The 23,072-nt window shown below is 49.0% G+C and carries 22 protein-coding genes; 3 read left to right on the top strand and 19 right to left on the bottom strand.

Features of this window, described 5'->3' with window-relative positions; translation table 11 throughout:
• Positions 1-385: 385 nt before the first annotated feature.
• The gene (gene purM, locus DXC51_RS11485; protein WP_117544594.1) at positions 386-1,636 is read left to right on the top strand and encodes a phosphoribosylformylglycinamidine cyclo-ligase; all 1,251 of its coding nucleotides are present in this window, start codon (positions 386-388) and stop codon (positions 1,634-1,636) included.
• A 162-nt stretch (positions 1,637-1,798) separates the two neighbouring features.
• Here the strand turns inward: purM and DXC51_RS11480 are convergent, their stop codons facing one another.
• From DXC51_RS11480 to DXC51_RS11460, 5 genes are all read right to left on the bottom strand, one after another.
• Positions 1,799-2,833, bottom strand: coding sequence for a LacI family DNA-binding transcriptional regulator (locus DXC51_RS11480; RefSeq protein WP_117544593.1), 1,035 nt, complete (start codon positions 2,831-2,833; stop codon positions 1,799-1,801).
• A 155-nt stretch (positions 2,834-2,988) separates the two neighbouring features.
• A complete protein-coding gene (locus tag DXC51_RS11475) occupies positions 2,989-4,860 on the bottom strand; it encodes an elongation factor G (RefSeq protein ID WP_117544592.1) in 1,872 nt (623 codons plus the stop codon).
• A gap of 312 nt (positions 4,861-5,172) precedes the next feature.
• The gene (gene feoB / locus DXC51_RS11470; RefSeq protein ID WP_117544591.1) at positions 5,173-7,332 is read right to left on the bottom strand and encodes a ferrous iron transport protein B; all 2,160 of its coding nucleotides are present in this window, start codon (positions 7,330-7,332) and stop codon (positions 5,173-5,175) included.
• A gap of 99 nt (positions 7,333-7,431) precedes the next feature.
• Positions 7,432-7,653 carry a FeoA family protein gene (locus DXC51_RS11465; protein ID WP_021639416.1) on the bottom strand — a complete coding sequence of 74 codons (222 nt, stop codon included), beginning with the start codon at positions 7,651-7,653 and terminating at the stop codon, positions 7,432-7,434.
• Between the two features lie 16 nt (positions 7,654-7,669).
• On the bottom strand, positions 7,670-7,885 hold the full coding sequence (locus DXC51_RS11460) for a FeoA family protein (RefSeq protein WP_021639415.1): 216 nt from the start codon (positions 7,883-7,885) through the stop codon (positions 7,670-7,672).
• A gap of 362 nt (positions 7,886-8,247) precedes the next feature.
• Between DXC51_RS11460 and DXC51_RS11455 the strand changes: the two genes are divergently transcribed.
• Positions 8,248-8,607: a metal-dependent transcriptional regulator gene (locus DXC51_RS11455; RefSeq protein WP_025490683.1), complete on the top strand. Its 360-nt coding sequence runs from the start codon at positions 8,248-8,250 to the stop codon at positions 8,605-8,607.
• A 103-nt stretch (positions 8,608-8,710) separates the two neighbouring features.
• Here the strand turns inward: DXC51_RS11455 and sufU are convergent, their stop codons facing one another.
• The 6 genes from sufU to DXC51_RS11425 all read right to left on the bottom strand — a co-directional run bounded on the left by sufU (position 8,711) and on the right by DXC51_RS11425 (position 15,486).
• A complete protein-coding gene (sufU, locus tag DXC51_RS11450) occupies positions 8,711-9,139 on the bottom strand; it encodes a Fe-S cluster assembly sulfur transfer protein SufU (RefSeq protein WP_021639413.1) in 429 nt (142 codons plus the stop codon).
• Positions 9,129-10,358: an aminotransferase class V-fold PLP-dependent enzyme gene (locus DXC51_RS11445; RefSeq protein WP_117544590.1), complete on the bottom strand. Its 1,230-nt coding sequence runs from the start codon at positions 10,356-10,358 to the stop codon at positions 9,129-9,131. The genes sufU and DXC51_RS11445 overlap by 11 nt, the downstream gene beginning before the upstream one ends.
• A complete protein-coding gene (locus DXC51_RS11440; protein ID WP_117544589.1) occupies positions 10,342-11,460 on the bottom strand; it encodes a SufB/SufD family protein in 1,119 nt (372 codons plus the stop codon). Before DXC51_RS11440 ends, DXC51_RS11445 begins: the two co-directional genes overlap by 17 nt.
• Before the next feature lie 128 nt (positions 11,461-11,588).
• Positions 11,589-12,995 carry a Fe-S cluster assembly protein SufB gene (gene sufB / locus DXC51_RS11435; RefSeq protein ID WP_117544588.1) on the bottom strand — a complete coding sequence of 469 codons (1,407 nt, stop codon included), beginning with the start codon at positions 12,993-12,995 and terminating at the stop codon, positions 11,589-11,591.
• A gap of 27 nt (positions 12,996-13,022) precedes the next feature.
• Positions 13,023-13,790, bottom strand: a complete 768-nt coding sequence (gene sufC / locus DXC51_RS11430) for a Fe-S cluster assembly ATPase SufC (RefSeq protein ID WP_102286896.1) — start codon at positions 13,788-13,790, stop codon at positions 13,023-13,025.
• A 355-nt stretch (positions 13,791-14,145) separates the two neighbouring features.
• Positions 14,146-15,486, bottom strand: a complete 1,341-nt coding sequence (locus DXC51_RS11425) for an MATE family efflux transporter (protein WP_117544587.1) — start codon at positions 15,484-15,486, stop codon at positions 14,146-14,148.
• 206 nt (positions 15,487-15,692) lie between these two features.
• Here DXC51_RS11425 and DXC51_RS11420 point away from each other — a divergent pair, with 206 nt between their 5' ends.
• Positions 15,693-16,322: a Crp/Fnr family transcriptional regulator gene (locus tag DXC51_RS11420; RefSeq protein ID WP_181970088.1), complete on the top strand. Its 630-nt coding sequence runs from the start codon at positions 15,693-15,695 to the stop codon at positions 16,320-16,322.
• Between the two features lie 24 nt (positions 16,323-16,346).
• On the opposite strand, the gene DXC51_RS11415 is transcribed toward DXC51_RS11420, so the two are convergent.
• The 8 genes from DXC51_RS11415 to DXC51_RS11380 form a co-directional block, all read right to left on the bottom strand.
• The gene (locus DXC51_RS11415) at positions 16,347-17,270 is read right to left on the bottom strand and encodes a family 43 glycosylhydrolase (RefSeq protein ID WP_117544585.1); all 924 of its coding nucleotides are present in this window, start codon (positions 17,268-17,270) and stop codon (positions 16,347-16,349) included.
• Between the two features lie 204 nt (positions 17,271-17,474).
• The gene (locus DXC51_RS11410; RefSeq protein ID WP_117544584.1) at positions 17,475-17,924 is read right to left on the bottom strand and encodes a YaiI/YqxD family protein; all 450 of its coding nucleotides are present in this window, start codon (positions 17,922-17,924) and stop codon (positions 17,475-17,477) included.
• Positions 17,912-18,364 (bottom strand): hypothetical protein, encoded by a 453-nt coding sequence (locus tag DXC51_RS11405; protein ID WP_117544583.1) that lies wholly within the window; start codon positions 18,362-18,364, stop codon positions 17,912-17,914. Before DXC51_RS11405 ends, DXC51_RS11410 begins: the two co-directional genes overlap by 13 nt.
• A 91-nt stretch (positions 18,365-18,455) precedes the next feature.
• Positions 18,456-18,992 carry a GNAT family N-acetyltransferase gene (locus DXC51_RS11400; protein WP_243003185.1) on the bottom strand — a complete coding sequence of 179 codons (537 nt, stop codon included), beginning with the start codon at positions 18,990-18,992 and terminating at the stop codon, positions 18,456-18,458.
• 14 nt (positions 18,993-19,006) lie between these two features.
• Positions 19,007-20,158, bottom strand: coding sequence for an aldo/keto reductase (locus DXC51_RS11395; protein ID WP_117544582.1), 1,152 nt, complete (start codon positions 20,156-20,158; stop codon positions 19,007-19,009).
• Between the two features lie 40 nt (positions 20,159-20,198).
• Entirely contained in the window at positions 20,199-21,287 is a 1,089-nt protein-coding gene (locus DXC51_RS11390; RefSeq protein ID WP_181970087.1) for a cellulase family glycosylhydrolase, read from the bottom strand.
• 201 nt (positions 21,288-21,488) lie between these two features.
• Positions 21,489-22,001, bottom strand: a complete 513-nt coding sequence (locus DXC51_RS11385) for a hypothetical protein (protein ID WP_025490674.1) — start codon at positions 21,999-22,001, stop codon at positions 21,489-21,491.
• Positions 22,002-22,015: 14 nt separating this feature from the next.
• Positions 22,016-23,041: an AAA family ATPase gene (locus tag DXC51_RS11380; RefSeq protein WP_102286903.1), complete on the bottom strand. Its 1,026-nt coding sequence runs from the start codon at positions 23,039-23,041 to the stop codon at positions 22,016-22,018.
• Positions 23,042-23,072: the final 31 nt, after the last annotated feature.

Genomic DNA, 23,072 nt, shown 5'->3' with positions numbered 1-23,072 from the left:
AGGTTCTTTTTTATTCAATTGGCGTTATTTCTGAATTACAGGAATGCTCCTTACTCTGCCTGTAAAAAACTTTGTTCTTTTACAAATTTCCTCTATTTTGACTTTTTCCTGTTTACTGTACAGGAAAACAATTTCCGGTCTAAGTATACCTGTAAAGCCCAAAATAATCTATGTAATATTTGTCCTGGATAAGTCAAAAACATTGCATTTTTTGTTTTATTTTTTTCTTCAACAATACCGTCCCCTGCTCATGACTTTCAATTTCCAAAAAGTCCCCCGAATTCTATCAGTAGTAGAAAAAAGGCTGTAAACTCAAAAAAGCAGTTATTGTAACAGCCCATACGCACAGGCTATAATCACTATATAAGAAACGGAGGAATGCGCAATGCTGGACAGTATTAAAATCGGACATTTTATCTCAGAAAAGAGAAAAGAATTGAAAATGACGCAGCAACAGCTGGCGGATAAACTGAAGGTCTCCTTTCAGGCAGTTTCCAAATGGGAAAACGGAAGCGCTTACCCCAATCTGGAGGTTCTTTATGAGCTGGCCGTGGCGCTGGGTGTTAAGGTAGATGATATTCTCACCGGCTGTGAAAAAAACGGGGAAGGTCTTTCCTACAGCAAGGCTGGCATTGACATCACTTACACGGACACAATCAAACAGGAAATGGCAAAGCATCTGGAAACAAAGGACAGGCGCGTACTTAATGGCCTCGGTCCCTTCGCCTCTCTGTACGACCTGCATTTTCCTGAAATCAAAGAACCGGTGCTCGTGCTGAAATCCGAGGAGCCGGGTTCTAAACAGAAGCTGGCAATGGAATACGGTTTTACGGAATCAATCTGCCACGACATGATCAATCATCTGGTGAACGATATTGTGGTCATGGGTGCCAGGCCTCTGGCCGTTCTGGACACCATCGTCTGCGGAAATGCAGAAAAGGATACCATCAAAACACTGGTAAAAGGAATTTCCCAGGCCTGCAGGGACAACGAATGCTCTCTTGTGGGAGGTGAGACCTCCATACAGCCTCTGGTCATCGATGCAGGTGTCTACGTACTGACCTCCAGCATTGCCGGGATCGTAGAAAAAAGCCACATCATCGACGGTTCCGCCATTAATGAAGGGGATACCGTGCTTGCTGTAGCTTCCAATGGTCTGCATACCAACGGCTATTCTCTTGTCAGGCTCCTTATGGAAAAAATGCCTCAGATAAAACTGGATCGGATAGACGGCCTGACATTTATCGAACAGATTATGAAGCCCCATACGCCCTATTACAAAGCGGTTAAGGAACTGTTCGGCCAGGAATATCTCCACGGCATGGCTCATATCACAGGGGGCGGGATAGAAGGCAATCTCTGCCGCATTATCCCTGATGGCCTTACAGCGGAAATCAGCCTGCCGCAAATCAGGCCGCTTCCTGTATTCAAATATATTAAGCTGCAGGGGAACGTGGAGGATGAAGAAATGCTGCGGACCTTCAACTGTGGCGTCGGCTTTGTCCTGGTGGTTTCCCGGGAAGGAAAAGAGGATGCAGTACGCCGCATCTCCCAGCATTACCCCTGCTATGAAATCGGAAGGATAACAAAAGGGGACAGGAAAATTGCAATGAAAGGAAGACTTAGCTGGCTTTAATCAGTTAAAAAAGCATAACGCCTCTTTCCCCTGAAAAAGAGGAAGAAACCGGTACAGACTGCTGTGCCCATTTTCTTCCTCCTTATCAAGACGTCCTCTTTATTTTCCAATAACATGCAGGAAGGTTCCCCGCAGCTCTGTTCTCCGAATAAGCAGGCAGCGCTATACATTCTGGCTGATACGTATACTTAGCTCCGTAAAATAGTATTCCTTCGTCGGTTCCATGCCAAGCGCCAGGTAATTGAAGAGAAGCTCCAACGGAAGCGCTCCCTGTTTTTCCGGTTCCTGGCATATGGTGGCGGCAATTACACCGTCCTTTACCATCTGACGCTGCTTTTCCACCAGATCGTTGGAGATGATCTTAATGTCCCTGCCGGTGCTGGCTTTGCGTATTGCCTGACAGATGCTGTAATCTCCGGGATTTACCAGATACAGAATATTGATTTCCGGATGGCGTTCCACCATTCCCTGCACTGCTACAAAAAAATCAAACTGATCCTTCTCCCTTGTCATCACCTGCTGGGAAACCACGGACATTTCCGGGTACCTTTCACTGATTTCCATATGGAAGCCTTCCATACGCGCCTTAAAGCTGCTTATGGTACCGTCATCCACAGAAACCACACCTACCCGGGCTTTACCGTCGGTCATCAGGGCCGCTACCCCTGCTGCCAGCCGGCCCGACTTCTCGTAGTCACAGCCGACATAGGCCATCCTGTCCGCTCCCGGTTCGTCCATATTATAAAAAATTACAGGTACCGGCTCTCTCCCACATGACTTCATAGCCCTGGTAAAATACTCGGACAGAACGCCGTTTATCACCCAGCCGTCCATTGCATTCTCACTGACAATACGCTCCAGGCACTCTTCACCCATCAACTCCTCTATCCTGGTAATAAAAAAAAGTACCTCAACGCCGTACTGCTTCAGTTCCTCCGCCTGCTTTTCCGCGCCTTTGAGCACATCTGTAAAAAAAGGCGCAAATTCATCGTCCACACAGATAAAACCCAGCTTCAGATGCTTCTTCCTCGCCGCCAGGCCTTTTCCCGCCACATTCGGCTTATATCCCAGCTCCTGGGCTATCCGGCGCACCCTTTCCTCTTTTTCCGGATTCACCTTTCCCCGGTTATTCAGCACACGGTCCACCGTTCCTCTTGAAACACCGGCCCTGTCCGCAATTTCTTTTATTGTTACCATACCTGTCACCTTTTCCTGTTTTCATCTGGTAAATGGTCTGCATTGTTATTTTTCCGCATATGCCGGACTTTAACGTAAATTGTAGCATCCCGGCAGGCCGGTGTCAAATTCTGTGCCGAACGAAAAATCAAGCAAAACAGCTTCCGGAAAAGGCTTCAGCCATTCCCTTCCTGTCTGCATCTTCGATACTCCAAAAACTCCATTTCAAAGATTCCCATGCCGCCGGTCATGCTCTTTAGTTCCACCTGGAATTCCTTTGCCGTATCAAAGGGCACCTGGCCTGAAATCTCCAGTTCATCGCCGTTGTAGCCCACATCGTCAATAGAAGCCTGCATATTGGCAAGCCTGCCCATCAGTCTCTTTTCACAGCCTGACGGTGCAAACAGCCGATAGCTCATAACCGGCTCCAGCTTAATCACTCCGGCCTGCCGCAGCGCTTTTCTGACCACCAGGGGCGCAAGTCTGCGGTAATCCGCAGGTGTACTCGTCACACTGTCGTAGTCTGCGTCCACGAATACAATCCGGGTATCCGCCACGGCATATTCAAGCCCTTCCTCCAGTGCCTTCCATACCCCCTCTCTTACCGCATTCTGAAATGATTTCTCTATAAAGCCAAAGGAAACCTGCGTCTCATACCGGTTGCCTTCCCCAGCCTCCAGCGGTTCCATCCGTATTCCGATTCCCGCTCTGTGCAGGTTCCTTTTTTCTCCCATTCGTATTTCCGCACAGGCAGCTGAGACAGGCTTTTCCCTGCATATCGTCTTCATCCCGGAAAATTCCGCTTTCACACCAAACCTTTCCGCCAGCGTATCCCGGAGGATTTCTATCTGCAGCTTTCCGAACAAATCCATCAGTATTTCCCCTGTCTGCTCCGATACCCTTACCTTAAGCAACGGATCCTCCTCCGTCAGCACATTCAGCGCATCCAGAAGCCGGTATCTGTCCCCAGCCTCCGCCGGCGCCACATTTACGCACAGCATCGGCTCCATCAGGCGCCCCATATTTTTACCGCCGCAGGCTTCACCGATAAATCCGCCGCAGGACAGAGCCGGGATATCCGTCAGGATTCCGATGTCATTTACCCCTACCTTTACGGCAGGTATCTGCCTGCCCCGGCTTACAGTCATCAGATTGTTAATCGTGATCTCCTGATCCGTCCCGGCAGCGGACACCCTGTCCTTTTGCGAAATCGTTCCGGAAAATACCCGAAAAAAAACCTTCTTATGTCCGCACTCATCATGCTCCACCTTATAAATATAGGCGGAAAGACGGCTGTTTTCCGGTTTTCTTACAGGAAGCCAGCGGACTATCCCCCGCATCAGCTGTTCAATTCCCAGATCCTTCAGGGCAGAACCTGCATAGACCGGATACTGCCGCCCTTTTCCCACGCGGAACCTTAAACATGCCTCCAGCTCTTCCGCCTCCACCTTCCCACCATCCAGGTACTTTTCCAGAAGCTTTTCGGAACACATGATAATCTGCTCCGTGTAAACGGTGTCCGCCCAGTCATATTCCCTTATTGTATAATCCTGCTGCGGCATCCGCTTAACCTCCTGCATCTGTATAATCCTCGTTGACAGCTGGGTTCGGATCTGCGCCAGAACCGCCTCATAGTCCGCGCCCACCCTGTCTGTTTTGTTAATGAAAAGGATGACCGGCATCTTCATTTTCTTCATCTGGTGAAAGAGGATTCTTGTCTGGGGCTGCACGCCCTCTCTTGCCGATATGACCAGCACCACGCCGTCCAGCGCCCGGAGGGAGCGCTCCACCTCCCCGATAAAATCCACATGACCCGGTGTATCAATCAGATTGATTTTCACATCGCCTATGGGAAAAGAGACGGTGGAAGCCTTGATTGTCATTCCCCTCTTCTGCTCCAGCTCCAGGGAATCCGTGATTGTGGTTCCCCTGTCCACGCTTCCCCTGCTCTTAATAATTCCGCTGTGGTAAAGGAGACTCTCCGTCAGTGTGGTTTTTCCTGCGTCCACATGGGCGAGTATGCCCAGGTTCAATATTCTGTTTTCCATTTTCCATACGCTTTCCAGCCAGTTTTACATTCCTTATATGGGGACGGAATGCCTGCCTGCGGTAAAAAAGCGTACAAAAAAACCACAGTCTGTAACTGTGGTTAAAATAATCCTGTTAAAAAGACGCTTCTTATCTCAACACATGGCAGGCTGACTTATTATTTATGAAATTCCCATGGAAAAAAGTTTTTCTCATATTTAATCAACCTCCTGCCGTTTATTTTATTCAGTATAGCAAGCCGGACAGGACTTGTCAATGCTGAATTGTTTTCATTACTGAATTCGTTTTCATCTTTCCTTCAGAATTTGTTTTCATCTTTCCTTATATGGCCTTACCAGCAGATAGAGGAAGCCTGCAAGAAGAAGTACCGCCACTACAGTACCGATGCCAAAGGCGCCTGCCGTAAAGAGAATACCGAGCTGGTATACACAGAGGGAAACCACATATGCCAGACCCGTCTGGTAGCCGATTGCGAACCAGAACCATTTTGCATTGTTCATTTCTCTCTTGATAGCGCCCATTGCCGCAAAGCAGGGCGCGCACAGAAGGTTGAATACCAGGAAAGAGTATGCCGCTAATGCGGTCATGCTGCCTGCCAGTGTTCCCCAGATTTCGGTGCCGTCTTCGGCAACCTCGGCAAAACCGTAAAGAATACCAAATGTACCCACCACGTTTTCCTTGGCTACCAGCCCGGTAATAGCCGCCACTGTGGACTTCCAGTCTCCCCAGCCAAGCGGAATGAAAATCCAGGAAACGGCGCCGCCGATTTTAGCCAGGATGCTGTGGTTAATTTCCATAGCTTCAAGCATCCTGAACTGTCCGTCCACCCATCCGAAGTAAGTGGTAAACCATATTACGATAGTGGAAAGCAGGATAACGGTACCGGCTTTTTTGATGAAGGACCAGCCGCGCTCCCACATGCTGCGGAGCACATTTCCCACGGTAGGCCAGTGATATGCAGGAAGCTCCATAACGAAGGGCGCAGGATCCCCTGTGAACAATTTTGTCTTTTTTAAAATAATGCCGGAGCAGATGATTGCCCCGATTCCCACAAAGTAGGCGCTGGGTGCAACCCACCAGGCCCCGCCGAACAACGCGCCTGCAATCAGGGCGATAATGGGAAGCTTCGCTCCGCAGGGAACAAAGGTGGTCGTCATAATGGTCATTTTACGGTCACGGTCGTTTTCAATGGTACGGGAAGCCATGATGCCGGGCACGCCGCAGCCGCTTCCAATGAGCATCGGGATAAAAGATTTTCCGGAAAGGCCGAATTTGCGGAAAATTCTGTCCATGATGAAGGCAATCCTTGCCATATAACCGCAGCTTTCCAGGAAGGCCAGGAAAATAAAGAGCACCAGCATCTGAGGGACAAAGCCGAGCACAGCGCCCACGCCGGCCACAATGCCGTCAAGGATAAGTCCCTGCAGCCAGTCCGCACATCCTGCCGCATTCAGCAGGGATTCCACAAGAACAGGGATGCCCGGCACCTCCAGGCCGAACAGGCTCCAGCCGTCACCGAATACGCCGTCGTTGGCCCAGTCCGTGGCCCAGGTGCCTACAGTTGTTACGGAAACATAATAAACGATAAACATAACCATTGCAAAAATGGGAAGCGCCAGCCAGCGGTTGGTTACAATCCTGTCGATTTTATCGGAGGCTGTCATGTCCTGCTTCCTGTTCCTGCTGTAGCATTCACTGATAATGGAGGAAATATATACATATCTTTCATTGGTGATAATACTTTCCGTATCATCATCCAATTCTTTTTCAATCCGGTTTATTTCTTCAGATACATCAGGGACCTGCGCCATCTGCTCCTGAATCTTGTCGTCCTTTTCCAGCAGTTTGATGGCAAAAAATCTTTTCTGCGCTTCCGGGACACTGCTGCCCAGCTTTGCTTCTACGGAATCCAGCACGCTTTCCACTTCGGGGGCAAAGGTATGTACAGGCACTGCCGCGTCCTTACGGCCTGCGATGCTGATAGCCTTTTCCGCCGCTTTCCGGATACCGGTTCCCTTTAATGCGGAAATCTCCACAACCTCGCAGCCAAGCTTTTTGCTCAGCCTGTCAAAATGGATGACATCGCCGTTCTTTTCCACTATGTCCATCATATTGACAGCCATAACCACCGGAATCCCCAGTTCCATCAGCTGTGTGGAAAGGTACAGGTTTCTCTCAATATTCGTGCCGTCCACGATATTTATAATCGCATCCGGCTTTTCGTTGATCAGATAATTTCTTGCAACGACCTCCTCCAGAGTATAGGGAGAAAGGGAATAGATGCCCGGTAGGTCCATGATGATCACATCCATGGAACCTGCGGTTCCGTGTGACCGCTTCAGCTTCCCCTCTTTTTTCTCCACCGTTACACCGGGCCAGTTTCCCACAAACTGATTGGAACCTGTCAGCGCATTAAACAATGTCGTCTTTCCGCAGTTCGGATTTCCTGCTAATGCAATTTTAATTGACATATTCTACCTCTTTCCGCCTCATTGCAGCTATGTTTCCTGTCATTCGATTTGTCTAAACTATCTTTTATTAGTTATCTCTAACTACTTCCCAAAAAAATTTTATTCCACCAAAATCATTTCCGCATCGGCTTTCCGCAGCGACAGCTCATAACCTCTTACAGTTACTTCCACAGGATCTCCCAGGGGCGCTGTCTTTCTGACAAAAATATCAATCCCCTTCGTAATCCCCATATCCATAATCCTTCTTTTCACTGCGCCTTCCCCGGTAAGCTTTGTCACCTTTACGCTTTCCCCGCAGGGAATCTCTTTTAATGTCCTCATCTTGTCTCCCTTTCTTCTAACATACCATGATTTTGTTGGCCATATCTTTTCCGATAGCCACTCTGGAATCCTTAACATTCACTATCATATTGCCGCCGATTTCAGATACTACAGTTACCACGCCGCCGGTTACAAAGCCAAGGTTCTCAAGAAACCTCCTTGTTTCCTCCCTGCCGCCAACTTTACGTATTACACTGGGTTCACCTGCATTCACCATTGTCAAAGGCATCATTCCACCTTCTTTCTTTTTTGATATTGAGGATTGATTTCATTCCCTGTTCTTCTCGGTTAGTATATTCTAACTTCCAATAGTTGTCAATGTTATTACTGATAATAATTTCTCATTAGCAGGTAGGGTGAGGGCATGGCGAGGTTTTTGCGGCACCGGGGGCGGGGAGGAGGGGCGGAGCGGGGGAAGGGTTTTTGTATGGGTATGTTCTCACTCAGTTAAAAACGCAGCGATGCTAACGCTGCAGGTTTGTCGCATGCTGCGGGGATAAATATATTTGCTGATAATATAAAAATATGGTATACTAACGCCAGTTAGTTCATTCGGATTACAGTAACTTTATGTCAGGAAGCGGGGTGAGTATATTGGCAGTGGGTGAATCCTCTGAAAATTATCTGGAGACAATTTTAATTCTGAGTAAATCACACCCGGTTGTCCGTTCGGTGGATGTGGCGGAGGAGCTGGGTTTTAAGAAATCCAGCGTCAGCGTGGCCATGAAGAATCTGCGGGAGCGGGAGCATATTACGGTGACTAAGGAAGGCTATATTTATCTGACGGAGTCAGGCCGTGAAATCGCTGAAATGATTTATGAAAGGCATCAGCTTCTCTCCGCATGGCTCGTAAAGCTGGGCGTGGATGAGAAGATTGCCGCTGAGGATGCTTGTAAGATCGAGCATGTCATCAGTAAGGAGAGCTTTGACGCGATTAAGAAGCATGTAAAATAACCGTTATGCAAAGGTGTTGGACAGTTACAAATAAGTGTTGGAAAATCCCGGCGGCCTGTATGGCCCCGGGATTTTTTCATGTACGGGCAGTGTTCTGCGGGGTTCAGTTTTCTTTGGCTAAAAGTTCTTCCAGAGTATGCCAGCCCAGTACCGCGCATTTTACGCGGGCGGGCATATGGCTTACGTCCTGGAGGCAGGCGGCTTCCTCCAGGTCATCGATTTCCTCCGGCGAGGCCTGGCCCTGGATCATTCTCAGGAAAATGCCGGAGAGGCGGACGGCCTCTTCTTTTGTTTTTCCGATGACCAGATCCAGCATCATGTCCGCCGAGGCCTGGGAAACGGCGCAGCCGCTTCCTTCAAAGGCTCCGTCCGTTATCCTGCCGTCTTCTATTTTCAGCCTGAGCACAATATCATCTCCGCAGCTGGGATTTACGCCCTCCAGCTCCAGCCCCGCCCCGGCAAGGGGGTGCTTGTGGGCGGGATGCATGTTGTGGTCAATGAGTATTTCATGATAAAAAGTTCTATTCTCCATATCCCATTTTTCTCCTTACTTGTCGCAGGCTGTGAAGAAATGCCTGTATTTCATTTTCCGTATTATAGAAGGCAATGCTTGCTCTTGCGGTGGATGAGACGCCGAGATAGTCCATCAGGGGCTGGGCGCAGTGATGGCCCGCCCGTACCGCAATGTGATCCGCGTCCAGTATGGAGGCTACATCATGGGGATGCACGCCGTCCACAGTGAAGGTGAGTATCCCGCTGTGCTGTGTTCCATCCGCAGAGCCAAGGATCCGGACGCCGGGGATTTGCTTCATTCCCTCAAAGGCCTGTACGGTCAGTTCATCTTCTCTTTGCTTCAGCCGTTCCCAGCCGATTTTTTCCAGATATCGGATTGCAGCTTCCAGGGCCGCCGCTCCCGCGGCATTTACCGTCCCCGCTTCGAATTTATGGGGAAGGGGGGCATAAACGGCATCCCGGCGGCTTACCCTTTCTATCATCTCCCCGCCGGTCAGGAAGGGAGGCATGGCTTCCAGCAGTTCTTTTTTCCCATACAGCACGCCGATTCCCATGGGTGCCATCAGCTTATGGCCGGAAAAAGCGAGGAAATCAGCGTCCAGCGCCTGTACGTCAATGGGGATGTGGGGCGCGCTCTGGGCGGCGTCCACCACCACAACAGCTCCCTGCCTGTGGGCCAGTTCTGTAATTTCCCGGACAGGGTTCACTCTGCCGAAAACATTGGAAATATGGGCCACTGCTACCAGCCTCGTCCGCGCAGTGACGGCTTGTCGGATACATTCCGGCGTCAGTGTTCCGTCCTTCTCACATTCCAGGAACTTAAGTACGGCTCCCGTGCGCTTTGCCGCCATCTGCCATGGCAGAAGGTTGCTGTGGTGCTCCATGATACTGACCAGAATTTCATCGCCGGGCCGAAGCTTCGACAGCGCATAGCTGTAAGCGACCAGATTCAGGGCTTCCGTGGTATTTCTTGTAAAAATTATTTCCTCCGGGCATGCCGCGTTGAGGAAGCGGCATACGGTTTTTCTCGCATTTTCATACCGCTGTGTGGCATCCATTCCCAGCTCATATAATCCTCTTAAGGGATTGGCGTTGCAGTTTTCATAAAAGGAACGTTCTGCTTCCAGCACACAGGCCGGACGTTGGGCAGTTGCCGCGTTATCCAGATAAATCAGCGGCCCGCTGCGGCCAAAGATGGGAAAATCCCCGCGTATTTCCTGTTCATTCCAGTTTTTCATCCGGGCTTCCTCCTTCCAGATATTTCTGTACCCGTCTGACAACGGTATCATCCGGGATTTGGGCGCACAACGCATCAATTCCTGCGCGGGCCATCATATCGCAGGCTTCTTCGCGGCTTAGCCCCCTGGAGCAGAAATAAAAAAGTTTTTCCTCATCCAGCTTTCCCGCTGTGGCGCCGTGATTTCCCTGTACGTTCTCTTCACCGCATAAAATCAGCGGTATGGTACGGTTTACCACATCGTCTCCCAGAAGCAGAACTTCCTCTTTTTCCGTGCCTTCCGCGCCGGAGCAGCCCCTGTGGAAATCAATGGTGCCCCGGAAGAGCTTCGATGCCTGATCCCGTAGCACGCCTTTCACTTCCATCTGGCTCTCTGATTTCCTGCCGTGATGCTCGGCCACGTAATTCATATCCAGCTTCTGCATGTTTTTGCCCAGATAGCCGATATCCGCCTTCATGCGGCTCGCATCTCCCGCCAGGTTTATGCGGGCGCCCGCATAAGTGGTTTTGGCGCCCAGCTGCAGCTGCAGCAGTTCTATGGAAGCGCCTTCCTCACAAATCCCGCCCACATCATTCATGGCAGCAAAGCCATCGCCTAAAAGCTGTACCTGGATAAGCCTGACCGCCGCGTTTTTTTCAGCGTAAACCTTCGTCTGGATACCGGCGCTGCCGGAATCCTTACGGCCTGAAAAGTTTTCCATGATCACCGTGATGCTGCTTCCCTCCTCCGCATAAATACAGACCGCATGCAGAGAATTTTCTCCCTGTTTATATTGCCAGGAAAGCCTGAGCGCCTCTTCGGGATGCGCGCCCCTTTTAATTCGGAAAATATCCATGGGCGTTTCACTTTCCCGCACAAACTCATCCATATCCGGCCCCATACCTGTGGGGATTTCCTGAAAACCGGATTCCAGCGTTCCGGCGCTCATTCCCCGGATACAGGATACGCCCTGCCCGGGCAGCGTAAACTGCGGATTGCAGGACACCATATTTTTTCCGTAAATTTCAGTATCAATATCTGAAAGGCTGCTGTCATTCATATGAAGCCAGTTCCATGTCCTCATGGGCAGCCTGTTAACCTTCATTTCCATTCCTTGTTTCATATTTCATCCTCCTACTGTTTTGCAAAGCAAATTACGGATCCTCCGGCGGGCAGAGGCTTTCCGCCTTGTTTTGAAAAACAAAATGCAGGCCTTCTGCAGGCAGAAAATTTTCTTCCGTCTCCGCGCCGTTATCCGATGCTGCCTTTCATTTCCAGCTGTATCAGATTGTTCATCTCCACCGCGTATTCCAACGGCAGCTCCCTGGAAACATTTTCGGCAAAGCCGCTGACTATCATAGCTCTGGCGTCTTCCTCCCCGATGCCGCGCGACATCAGGTAAAATACCGCGTCTTCACTGATCCTTCCAATCCGGGCCTCATGCCCGATGTCCGCATCCGGCGTCCGGATATCCATGGCCGGTATGGTATCTGAGCGCGAAAAACTGTCCAGCATCAACGACTGGCAGGAAACGGCCGCCCTGCTTTGCTTGGCATCCTTCGCCACCACCACAGAACTGCGGAAGGTACTGATCCCGCCGTCCTTGGAAATGGATCTGGTATTGATAAAGGAGGAAGTATTCTTTCCCTGATGGACAATTTTGGCGCCCGTGTCAAGGCACTGGCCCTTTCCGGCGAAGGTGATTCCCGTAAATTCCGCCCGGCTGTCTTTCCCCTTTAAAATACTCATGGGATAGAGACAGGATACATGGGAGCCAAAGGAACCGGATACCCATTCAATCACACCGCCTTCCTCCACTACAGCGCGTTTGGTGTTCAGGTTGTACATGTTTTTGGACCAGTTCTCAATGGTGGAATAGCGGAGCCTGGCTTTTTTGCCCACATACAGCTCCACGCAGCCGGCATGCAGATTGGCCACATTGTATTTGGGCGCGGAACAGCCTTCGATAAAATGCAGATCGGCGCCCTCATCCACAATGATGAGCGTGTGTTCAAACTGTCCCGCTCCCGGCGCGTTCAGCCGGAAATAGGACTGCAGAGGTACGGTGACCGAAATGCCCGGAGGCACATATACAAAGGAGCCTCCCGACCAGACAGCTCCGTGCAGCGCCGCAAATTTATGGTCATTGGGCCGTACCAGCTTCATAAAATGTTTACGTACCATGGAAGCATATTCTCCCTTCAGGGCGCTTTCCATGTCCGTGTATACCACGCCCTGGGCGGCCACCTCTTCCCTTACATGATGGTATACCAGCTCGGAATCATACTGGGCGCCCACGCCTGCCAGGGACTTACGCTCCGCCTTCGGGATCCCCAGCCGTTCAAAGGTATCCTTGATCTCCTCCGGTACATCGGACCATCTGGCGCTCATATGCGTGTTGGGCCTGACATAGGTTACGATATGCTCCATGTCCAGCCCCTCCAGGGACGGCCCCCAGTCAGGCACCCGCATCTGATTATAAATCTGCAGGGACTGCAGCCGGAACAGCTCCATCCATGGCGGATCCTTTTTCTCCCGGGAAATCTGCGCGACAATTTCAGGCGTCAGGCCTTCTTTTACCCGGTAAACATCCTTTTCTTCATTTTTTATGTCATAAACGCTTCTGTCTATATCATCCACATAGGTTTTTTCTTCCATAAACACTCCTTTCCGGCATTTTCGCGCCTACTGCCGATACATCCGTACAGCCTGCTCGTAAAACTGTTCAAAGCCTTCCGCATTGATTCGTTCCACCAGCCCGGCGTCTCCTGTCTCCACGATACGGCCATCCACCAGAATATGCGTGTAATCCACCTTCAGGGCTTCCAGAATCCTCGTGCTGTGTGTGATGATGAGAAGCGCGCCCTTTTCATTCTTCTGGTATTCCTCCACGCCCCGGGATACCGTGCGGACCGCATCCACATCCAGCCCGGAATCCGTTTCATCCAGGATTGCCAGGGCAGGCCGCAGCATAAGCATCTGCAGGATCTCCGCCTTCTTCTTTTCGCCGCCGGAAAAACCTATATTCAAATCCCTGTCCGCATAGGTTTCATCCATCTGAAGCACCTCCATGGCCTTTTTCATTTCCTTCCGGAAATCCCAAAGCCTCAGTTTTTCTCCTCTGCGCCTCTCCAACGCGCTGCGGATAAAACTGCCCAGGGAAATCCCCGGCACCTCCAGCGGATTCTGGAAGGAAAGGAAAATGCCATCTGACGCCCTTTTTTCCACCGCTTCCTCCGTAATATCCTTATTCTTAAAAAAAATGCTTCCTTCTGTGATCTCAAATTTGGGATTTCCCATCAGCGCATATCCCAGGGTGGATTTTCCCGCGCCGTTAGGCCCCATCAATACATGAGTCTCTCCCGCATTCATCTGCAAATCTATCCCATGGAGAATTTCCCTGTCTTCCACGTTAACCTTCAGTCCGTTTACGTTTAATAATTGCTCTGTCATAGCGTACCTCCATTTCCGTCATTTTCTGACCGGCCTGCTCTTCTATTTTCCCTGCCGGCGTTTCCGGCAGACATTACTGCTTATTTCTTCCTTTCCCGTAATAACGGAAAAGGATTTGAATATTTCCTACCATTTAAGTATGAATTGTTCAAATCCTATTATAAATACCCTGACGGGAATAAGCAATATAAGAAAAGCGATGTAATTGAGAATGTTTCTCATTTACATCGCTTAGTTAAAAAATGTATCGCCTGCAAAGGCGGAAGCACAGCCGGCCCCTATCTTTCCGCCTGTATCTTTGCTCCGGTTCGGGCTCTTAACAGAAAAGAGCAGCTGTTTTGCGCGGTTCTGTCTGTTATGGCAGGGACAACTTTTTCTCCGCAATTTGCGTCTGCATATAAAGGATTACCGCAATGACCGCCGTCAGTACATCTGCTGCCGCCTGGGAGGCAATGATCCCGTAATAACCGGCAAGCCGGGAAAGTATAAAAATGCACAGCGCAAAAACAACGCCCTGTCTGCTGACGGAAAGCATCAGCGCAGGCAGCGCTTTTCCTGCGGCCTGGAATACGGTGGTAAATACGAGAATCACACCGGCACAGGGCATGGAAACAAGCAAACACCGCAGCATCAGGCTGCCGGAGGCAATAATCCCCGCATCTTTCATGAAAATCCCCATTATCTGCGGGGCACACAAAGCCAGCAATCCCGCGCATACAACAGAAAATACCAGCTCCACGCAAAGGTCAAACCGTATAATTTTCCGCAGCCTTTCCCGGTTTTCGGCCCCGTAATTATAGCCTATCAGCGGCTGCGCGCCAAAGGCAAAGCCAACCATAATAAGCATGACAATCATATTCACCTTCATCGCAATTCCCATGGCTGCCACCTTATCCGTCCCATATTGCACCAGATAACGGTTCATGAGGGCCATCCCCAGACTCTGCATCAGATTCGTTACGGAGGCCGGAATGCCGATGGCGAAAACAGCCAGCAGATCCTGTTTTTTCACTCCGCTTATATGGATGGAAAGCGTAAGCTTCCGGCTCTTTTTCAGGACAAAGCACACCAGGATGATATCTGTGACAAGGTTTCCCAGGACGGTTGCAATCGCGGCGCCTCCCGCCCCCATTCCCAGCCCGAAGATAAAAACAGGATCCAGGATAATATTCACCACGGAGCCGACGACGGTTCCGATCATGGCTTCCACCGCCAGCCCCTCCGTCCTCATCAAATTGCCGGGCGTCAGGGACAGAATTACCGCAGGCGCGCCGAGCGCCATATAGGTATAGTACTGGGACGCATACTCCCAGGTATCCTTACCCGCTCCCAGCAGATGCAGGATCGGCGTCCGAAACAGCAGCATGGACACCGAGACTGCGGCCCCGCACAGAATCGCCGCATAGAAGCAGAAGCCGCTTACTTTTTTCCCTTCCCCGTCCTTTTTCTGACCGAACAGCCTGGAAATCACGGAGCTGCCGCCCAGGCCGAAAATATCTCCCAGGGCTATCATCAGTGTAAAAACAGGCGCGCACAGGGACACTCCCGCTACAATGCTGGTATTCTGTGTCCGGGCGATAAAAAAGGTGTCCACCATATTATATACCAGGCTGATCACCATGCTGAATACCACCGGCAGCGCCAGCTTGAAATATGCCCTGGGCACCGGCGCCCTTTCAAATAAATCGTCAGTCATTTTTCCGTTCCTCTCTTCTCTCACCGCATGCCACAACTGTACTGGCCACGGCCTTTTCATCCGGAATTATAGCAGAAAAAATTGCATTTTGTTGTGACATATGTCACAATAAGAAAAAAGGAGAAAACAGTTTCTGAAAAAGCGCCGTGTAGTTACAATAAATGCAGCTGCCCAAACAGAGCCGCGCTGTTACTGGTAAAAAATATATGAAAAAAATTTATGACAGGCCAATCGTGATGGAATATGTGAAAAAATATGGCATTTCCCGTTTTTTTGATACAAGGGATCTGCCCTTTTTCCTCATCCGCTACGAGAAGGGTGAAACTATCATTCATCCGACGGAGCATACCAGATATCTGCAGTTTGTTGTGGAAGGGACGGTGGCCATATATTCTATCAGAAGGGATGGTTCCCAGTTTCCCATCGCATCCAGCGATGATTTTATGATGCTGGGCGATGTGGAATTTGTCAACCAGAGCCTCCCCGCACTGTTTGCAGAAGCCAAAAGCGATACGGCGGCAGTGGCGCTTTCCCTGGACGAAAACAAGCCTGTCCTTGACAGGGATCTTGCCTTTCTCCACTATACCCTCCGTTCTCTTGTAAAAAAAATAGAGCTGTCCACAATGAATGAGGCCGAATTCATCAGCCTTGAGGACAAGCTCCTGCATTATATCCAATATTGCTGCCATGACGGGCTTTTGGTCCATATCGGTAAAGCCTCTGAAAACCTGCACTGCAGCCGCCGTCAGCTGCAGCGGGTTCTCAGAAAGCTGACCGAACAGGGAATCCTGGAAAAAACTTCGAAAGGGGTTTACCGGCGGCTGCCCACACAATAATTTCAGCCTTCTGCCCCGTTTCCTTTAAAGTCCCTGAAAAGTGTCCGTATACTCCATTACAGGACGGCCGTCCTCCGTAAAGCCCAGCGGTAGAATTACATAACGGGAATCGTGGTAATCTTTACCGTTCCATCTGTCCGCCACGTAATAATAAACCGTCTTCCCCTCCTTTTCCACGGGAAGGATAAAAGCCGGCTGCGTACGGTAGGTGGTGCTGTCTCCGATATCCGTCAGCGTACTCCAGCGTCCCTCCATGCTGTCGGCGCAGGCATAGCGGCACTGGTTGGGCGCCCAGCCCGTGCAGAAGGAAGAAAACATGTAGTATTTCCCCGCTCTTTCCATTACCGCGGGAGCTTCCCTGTATTCGCCCTGCCAGAGCTTATGTACCAGGCAGTCCGCATTCAGGTAATCATCGGTTAGCCTGTACACATGCAGATCCGCATTGTCCCTGGAAGCGGAAATAAAATAAGCGCTGCCATCCTTATCCTCGAAAAGCGTACAGTCTCTTGACATATAGCCAAATGGATTGAAGCACCCCAGATAGGTGAAATCCCCGTCCGGCGTATCACAGACCGCGATGCCGCAGGCGGCGTCGTTATAATCCACTCCATTTTCAACATGCATCCACATGACGAATTTCCCGATTTTCCTGTTATATAATACCTTCGGACGCTCCACATTGATTTTGCCGCCTTTTTCACTGCGCAGCTTCCGATCTGTCCTCACCCGGTGCTCCGCTGTGGGTGACTCAGTGGTCAGGACGTGATTGCAAAAGGTCCAGTTCAGTAAATCGGCAGACCTGTACACACTTACATATCTGTTTTCTGTGCGGTTTTCCCCATACCAGTACCAGTTGTCCCCCCATTTCAGCATGTGCCCGCCATGGGCGTGGAGAATATTGCCTTCCGTATCATACCAAAGTTCCCCATTTGTTAATTTTGTATTCATTTCTGCTCCTGTCTCCCGCTGAAGCGGGCATGCGGACAGAGCCGCATAATTATTAAAATGTAAGGATGGCGGATCTTTCCTTACAACGTGAAGTTTCTGAAGCCGGGAGCGGCATTTTAATGTCTCCGGTCTTTTTTCACATCTGTCTGGCTTTCATTCAATCACAGATCCTAATTATCTGCGGGTAATGAATGAAAAAATTCTTTACTTCTCCATAATGCTATCCAGCAACCGCCTGAATTCCCTTTCAAACCGTTCATCATCCTCAGCAGTCCGTTTATGCGGCCCCTTTCCATGATGCCTTGAAGAGGCCCGTCTCGCCTTTTTTGACAGATGCCGTTCCAGCAGCAGCTGATCCATATTATCCTGCGTATACCGGATTCCCGACTGATGTATCCCAAATGCGCCTTTCCCAAGCGCCATGGCCGCCACTCCATAATCCTGCGTCACCACGATATCCCCTTTTTTACAAAGGTTTACCAGCGCAAAATCCACAGCGTCGGCTCCCGCCCCGATTACCCTGATTTCACTGTAATCAGAATGCAGTACATGATTGGTATCACACAGCAGCACCACCGGAATTCCTTTTTCCCTTGCCGTCCGTTCCACAATAGTAATGACAGGACATGCATCGGCATCAACTAAGATTTGCATTTTTCCGCCTCTCCATACCAAAACAACAGGAATTTTCCCTCAAAGCTGCTCCATACCATCTTCCGTATCATCGGAAAATAGAAGGAGGAAAAAAGCATCTCCGTAACCGACAGCCTGACTGCAATGGCAAACAATGTTTCCTCATATGAAAAATATACATCCTCCCTGCTATCGGGAAGATTCAAACCGCAAAGATAGGAAGCCTGCTCAATGGAAAGCACAGACAGCGCCTTCTGTTTTTCTTCTTTTGACAATGTGCCGAAATAAAAATCAAAATAAGTATTTTCCTTCCCGTTTTCTCTCAAAAGCTGATAAATAAGTGAAACAAGCTCCTCCCTGCTGCCTTCTATCACCTTCATTTCCCGGCCGCTATATCTCATGGCCTCCTGTAGGGTATCCGGTACCATACATCCCGCTGCTATCAATTCTTCTTTTTTCATATCGGATCACCTGCCTCCATGGTATACTTTCCTGTTTTTTCGTTGGCTTATTTTCTGCGCGCCGGCCTGCCCAGCTAAATGCGCTGGCCGGCTAAACAGTTACGTCTTTTGCATAAAATACCAATGTCATATTTTCTTTGATTTCTTCGGTCCGGCCATTTTGACGATATCCCATTTTTTCATACAGATGACAAAGCTTCTCTTCCTGAAGGATTGTGTCCAGCTCCCAGCGCAAGGCCGACGGATACAAGGCTTCGGCCAGGCGGAGCGCCCGCTGTGCATAGCCCTTTCCCTGATATTCCGGCAAAATATAAATCTGTTTAAGTATACATAACGTCTCCAGGTGAATTACCCTCAACGCACCGATATGGGCTTTTCCAAGACAGATAAAATAATAATCTGAAAATTGTTCCCGCAGTCTTCTTTCCGTCTTTTCTATTTTTTCTGCGCCGGGGCTGAAATCATAATCCCTGTACTTTTCCAGCAGCTCCCGGAAACATTTTAACTGCATCCGGTACAGCTCTTCACAATCGATGATTCCCGCCTTCCGCAGAGTCATATCAAAGCCGTACTGCTGTCCCTGTCTGCCGCATCCCTGCATCCTGCAGTCACCGTCTTCCTTTTTCATAGTAGCCTCACTACTTATTCACCTGCACCAAACAGCTCTCTCGTCTTCTTCATCCTGTCCACTATCCGAACGCCGAAGGGACACCTGGATTCACAGCCGCCGCACTGGACACAGTCTCCGGCATTCGCCGACAGCTGCTCATAATGCGCCTTCACCGTAGCCGGCACCTCTTCCTGCATGGCTGCCAGATCGTATAGCTTATTCACCATGGCAATATCGATTCTGACCGGGCAGGGTGCACAGTGACCGCAGTAGGTACACTGTCCGGAATATGCATGCTTAGGCGCAGAAGCCAGCACGCTGGCATAATCCTTCTCTTCTTCGGTGGCTGTCTCGTATGCCACGGCCGCATCCACATGCTCCGGCGTATCAAAACCAGCCATCACACTGGCAACCGCAGGACGCGTCAGCGCATAATGCAGACACTGCACAGGAGTCAGCGCCACACCAAAAGGAGAGGTTTCCGCCTGGAACAAACGGCCGCCGGCATAGCCCTTCATCACCGTTATACCCACGCCCTCCCGTTCGCAAATACGGTACAGCTCCTCCCGCTCAGGTGCGATACCGCTCAGCTGCTCCGCATAAGTTTCCTTGAAATACTCATTCAGATCCTCACTGGCCGGAAGCAGATCAAAGGCCGGATTGATGCTGAAAAGAAGCATTTCTATTTCCCCGCTCAAAGCCGCCATTTTAGCCACATCCGGGTTATGGGTGCTCATGCCAATGTGACGGATGACGCCCTTTTCCTTCAGGGAGCGGACATACTCTATGAACTCCCCGTTCATTATACGTTCAAACTCAGCTTTTTCATCCACAAAATGGATCATCCCCAGATCAATATAATCCGTTCCCATCCGATCCAGCAAATCCTGGAAAGCAATTTTTACCTGCTCCAAATCACGGGTACGGACATACTGCCCGTTCTGCCATGTGCTCCCGATATGCCCCTGGATTATCCAGCGCTCCCTGCTGCCCGCAATCGCCGCGCCGATGTTGGAACGTACCTGCGGCTGGGACATCCAGCAGTCCAGAATATTGATTCCCAGCTCCTCACACCTGTCAATCACCGCCTTAACCTCTTTTGTATCATGCCGTTCCAGCCATTCCCCGCCAAGCCCGATCTCACTTACGGAAAGCCCTGTTTTCCCAAGTTCCCTGTACCTCATTTCCTCTCCTCCTGCTTTTATGCTGCTTTTATACTGCCTTTCATTTTCGCATTTCCATCCCGCCGTATTTGATGAAGAGCGAAATCTCTTCCTCATCGTAAGGCGTAAAATCCTCATGATACAAATCATGCTGCCACAGTGACAGATCCAGCCCCTTTACTTCCCGCAGATAGTCCCACGGCAGGTAGAACTGTGATTTTCCGGCCACCAGCCCCCAATGATAGCTGCCGATCCTGTTCTCATAAAAATACGGCAGAAGCTCCCTGATATTATTTCCCAGTATTCGGTTCAGCCACTCCGTATTTACCAATGGACGTCCTTCCTTTTTCAGTTCCTCCACCACTTGCTTTACCCGGTCAAAATTCTCATATTGATGAAAAGTAATTATATCGGACAGCTCCACGGCTCGCTTCTGAATCGGCTCCAGCTGCGCCTCCCCGGATATGCCGAACCCCTCCGGATATGCCCAGGGCGCCGCTGTCAGCGGCTGATCCGGATCAATTTCCCTGGCAATCTCAAATACACGCTCCATATACTCCATACTTTGCGCATGCCTGTTGCTGTTACCCGGTTCATTCCATAAATCCCATATAATAATACGCGGCTCCTTTTTGTAACGGCTGATGATTTCCTCTGCAAATTTGTACTGAGGCTCTCTCCACTCTTCCTCATCAAATAAAATCCAGCCCGTTTTCCGCGTTTCCCCGGTAAACGGATTCTCCGCCTTTCCCCCATGATGCCCGATATCATAGGGCTGCCATCCCTTCCCCATCTGCGAAGGGAATACCGGACTTGGCCTTTCAAAAGGCGCACAGTCATTAAACAGTACCGGCATAAGCGTTATCTCATATTTTTCCAGAAGCAAAAGCAGTTCGTCCAGCTTCTTAAAGAAAAGCTCCCGCTCAAAATACCAGGCCTGGAAAGGCATGAACATCCTTATGCTGTTCATTCTCGTTTCCCGCAGAAGCGTCAGCTCCCGGTCAACGGAAATCATTACCTCCTCCCGCGTATCATCCTGCCACAGCTCGATATTATGCAGCGTAATCGCAGGCACATAATTACAGCCAATCAGCCATGGGTGCCCGTCATACCAGGCATTGATTCTTTCCCGGCTCCATCTGCCGCCCATTTTTATTCCCCCTTCCATGTCAGACACGGTGTTCTTAATTTCAGTATATTATATGTGAAAGGAGGATACAAGCGGAAAACGGAAACACCTTAATTTTAAAAGGGTGTTATATGATATGGCCCGGCAACAGTTATATAACGAAAGGATGAGTTTGAAAAAAAGCAAAAAAGCCCCGGACATTCCAGCCCGGAGCAATTTTAATTATTTTTCACTTTTCAGTTTTATTGGAAACATACCATATTCTTCATTCTGATTCCACTCATTAATGGAAACAACATCAACCTTTTCTATTAGCTTTACTTTGTCAGAAACCAAATCCTGCAAGTGAAACGGCAGTTTCTTTTTTAATCGATTTCTTATCATTCGCCTTGATACCGAATCCCCATTTGGATATTCCAACACATAAACAAACTCTTTCGGCTTCTCTTTTCCCATTAAGTGCATGTAATGCAATGAATCATAGAATTTTTTTACCACATTATTTATTTTCTTGTCAGCTCCCGGCTGAAAAGCTTCCGGTTTTGCCGCCCCGGATATACAGGCATTTTTATATTCCATCATAATTATTTTCTTTTCAGTTTCTATTACTAAATCAACATCATTTAAACTGCCTTCTGTAGAACTATATGCCTGATGTATCTCATCTGTCGCCCATAAGGCTTTGGTACAGTCGAAACTATAGCATCCATTCTCTTCCGTAAATACCTTCTTCATTTACTTCTCCATTATCAGGAATTATAAATTTCATCTAAAAGTTCATTAAACGATTTAATGATCAGATTATTCTTCAAATCCTCAAACCTGCCATTGCAGGAATATTCCAAATTCCTTTTTTCATCATAGCTCACAGAATGAAACAAAACACTATCCTCTTCTCTTCTGTGAATTTCAAAGTATTTCGCAAGTACATAATCATGCGTGGAAATAAAAATCTGCACGCCGTCCCTTTGCAGCTCTAACAGCATATCTGTAATAATACTAAGATATAATGGATTAATATTGGCTTCCGGTTCATCCCAGAAAAGCACCGAACCTTTCTCCAACGTGCCGTTTTTTACAAGTTGCCAGAGAAGCGCCATTTTCCGTATTCCTTCTGCTACCAGGTTAAACTCCTGCCTCGAATTTCCTATTTTTAAATAAAATTCATCTTTCTGGCCATCATAAACAACTGTCCCACCAATAATTTTTTCAATTGCTTTTAATTTTTTATCACGTTCTGCCGAATTTCTTCCCACAGATATATCTATTCTTGCAGAGTTGATAATATCAATATAGGTATCATCAAATTTAACATTATTCTTTTCGACAGCTGCCGTCAGATTATAGCTGTTAGACAAAATTTCTTTTGCCGGTATAAAGATGCTGCTAATATCCTTAAATTCATTTTCCCAGGCTTCTTCTCCCCGAATCTCCGCATCCCATTTTTTCGTTTTATTATGAAACGAAGCTGTAATAGTATGATTTTTTTGTTTTTTCTCCGACAAAGCAGACACTTTGATTTCTGAATTATGATTTCCCGGCTTTCTGGTAATCAATCTCGATATTTTAAACTCGTCCGGAAGCATTGTCCTGACAATTTTAGCCGAGAAAGATGTTTTTGGATCCGCCGCCTGGCAGGCTGCATAGAGGATTTTGAGAATATGCGTCTTTCCGGTTCCGTTTTCACCTATAAAAATGTTTATTCCTTCATCAAATGCTATCTCTATTTTATCAAAAACAGTCACATTCTCTAATCCTAAATGTCTGATTTTCATTTCAAATCCTCCATGTCACAACGATATCTTC

Source organism: Eisenbergiella massiliensis, from assembly GCF_003435485.1.
The sequence above is the reverse complement of the archived record's forward strand: the minus strand, read 5'-3'. Positions and strand labels throughout refer to the sequence as shown.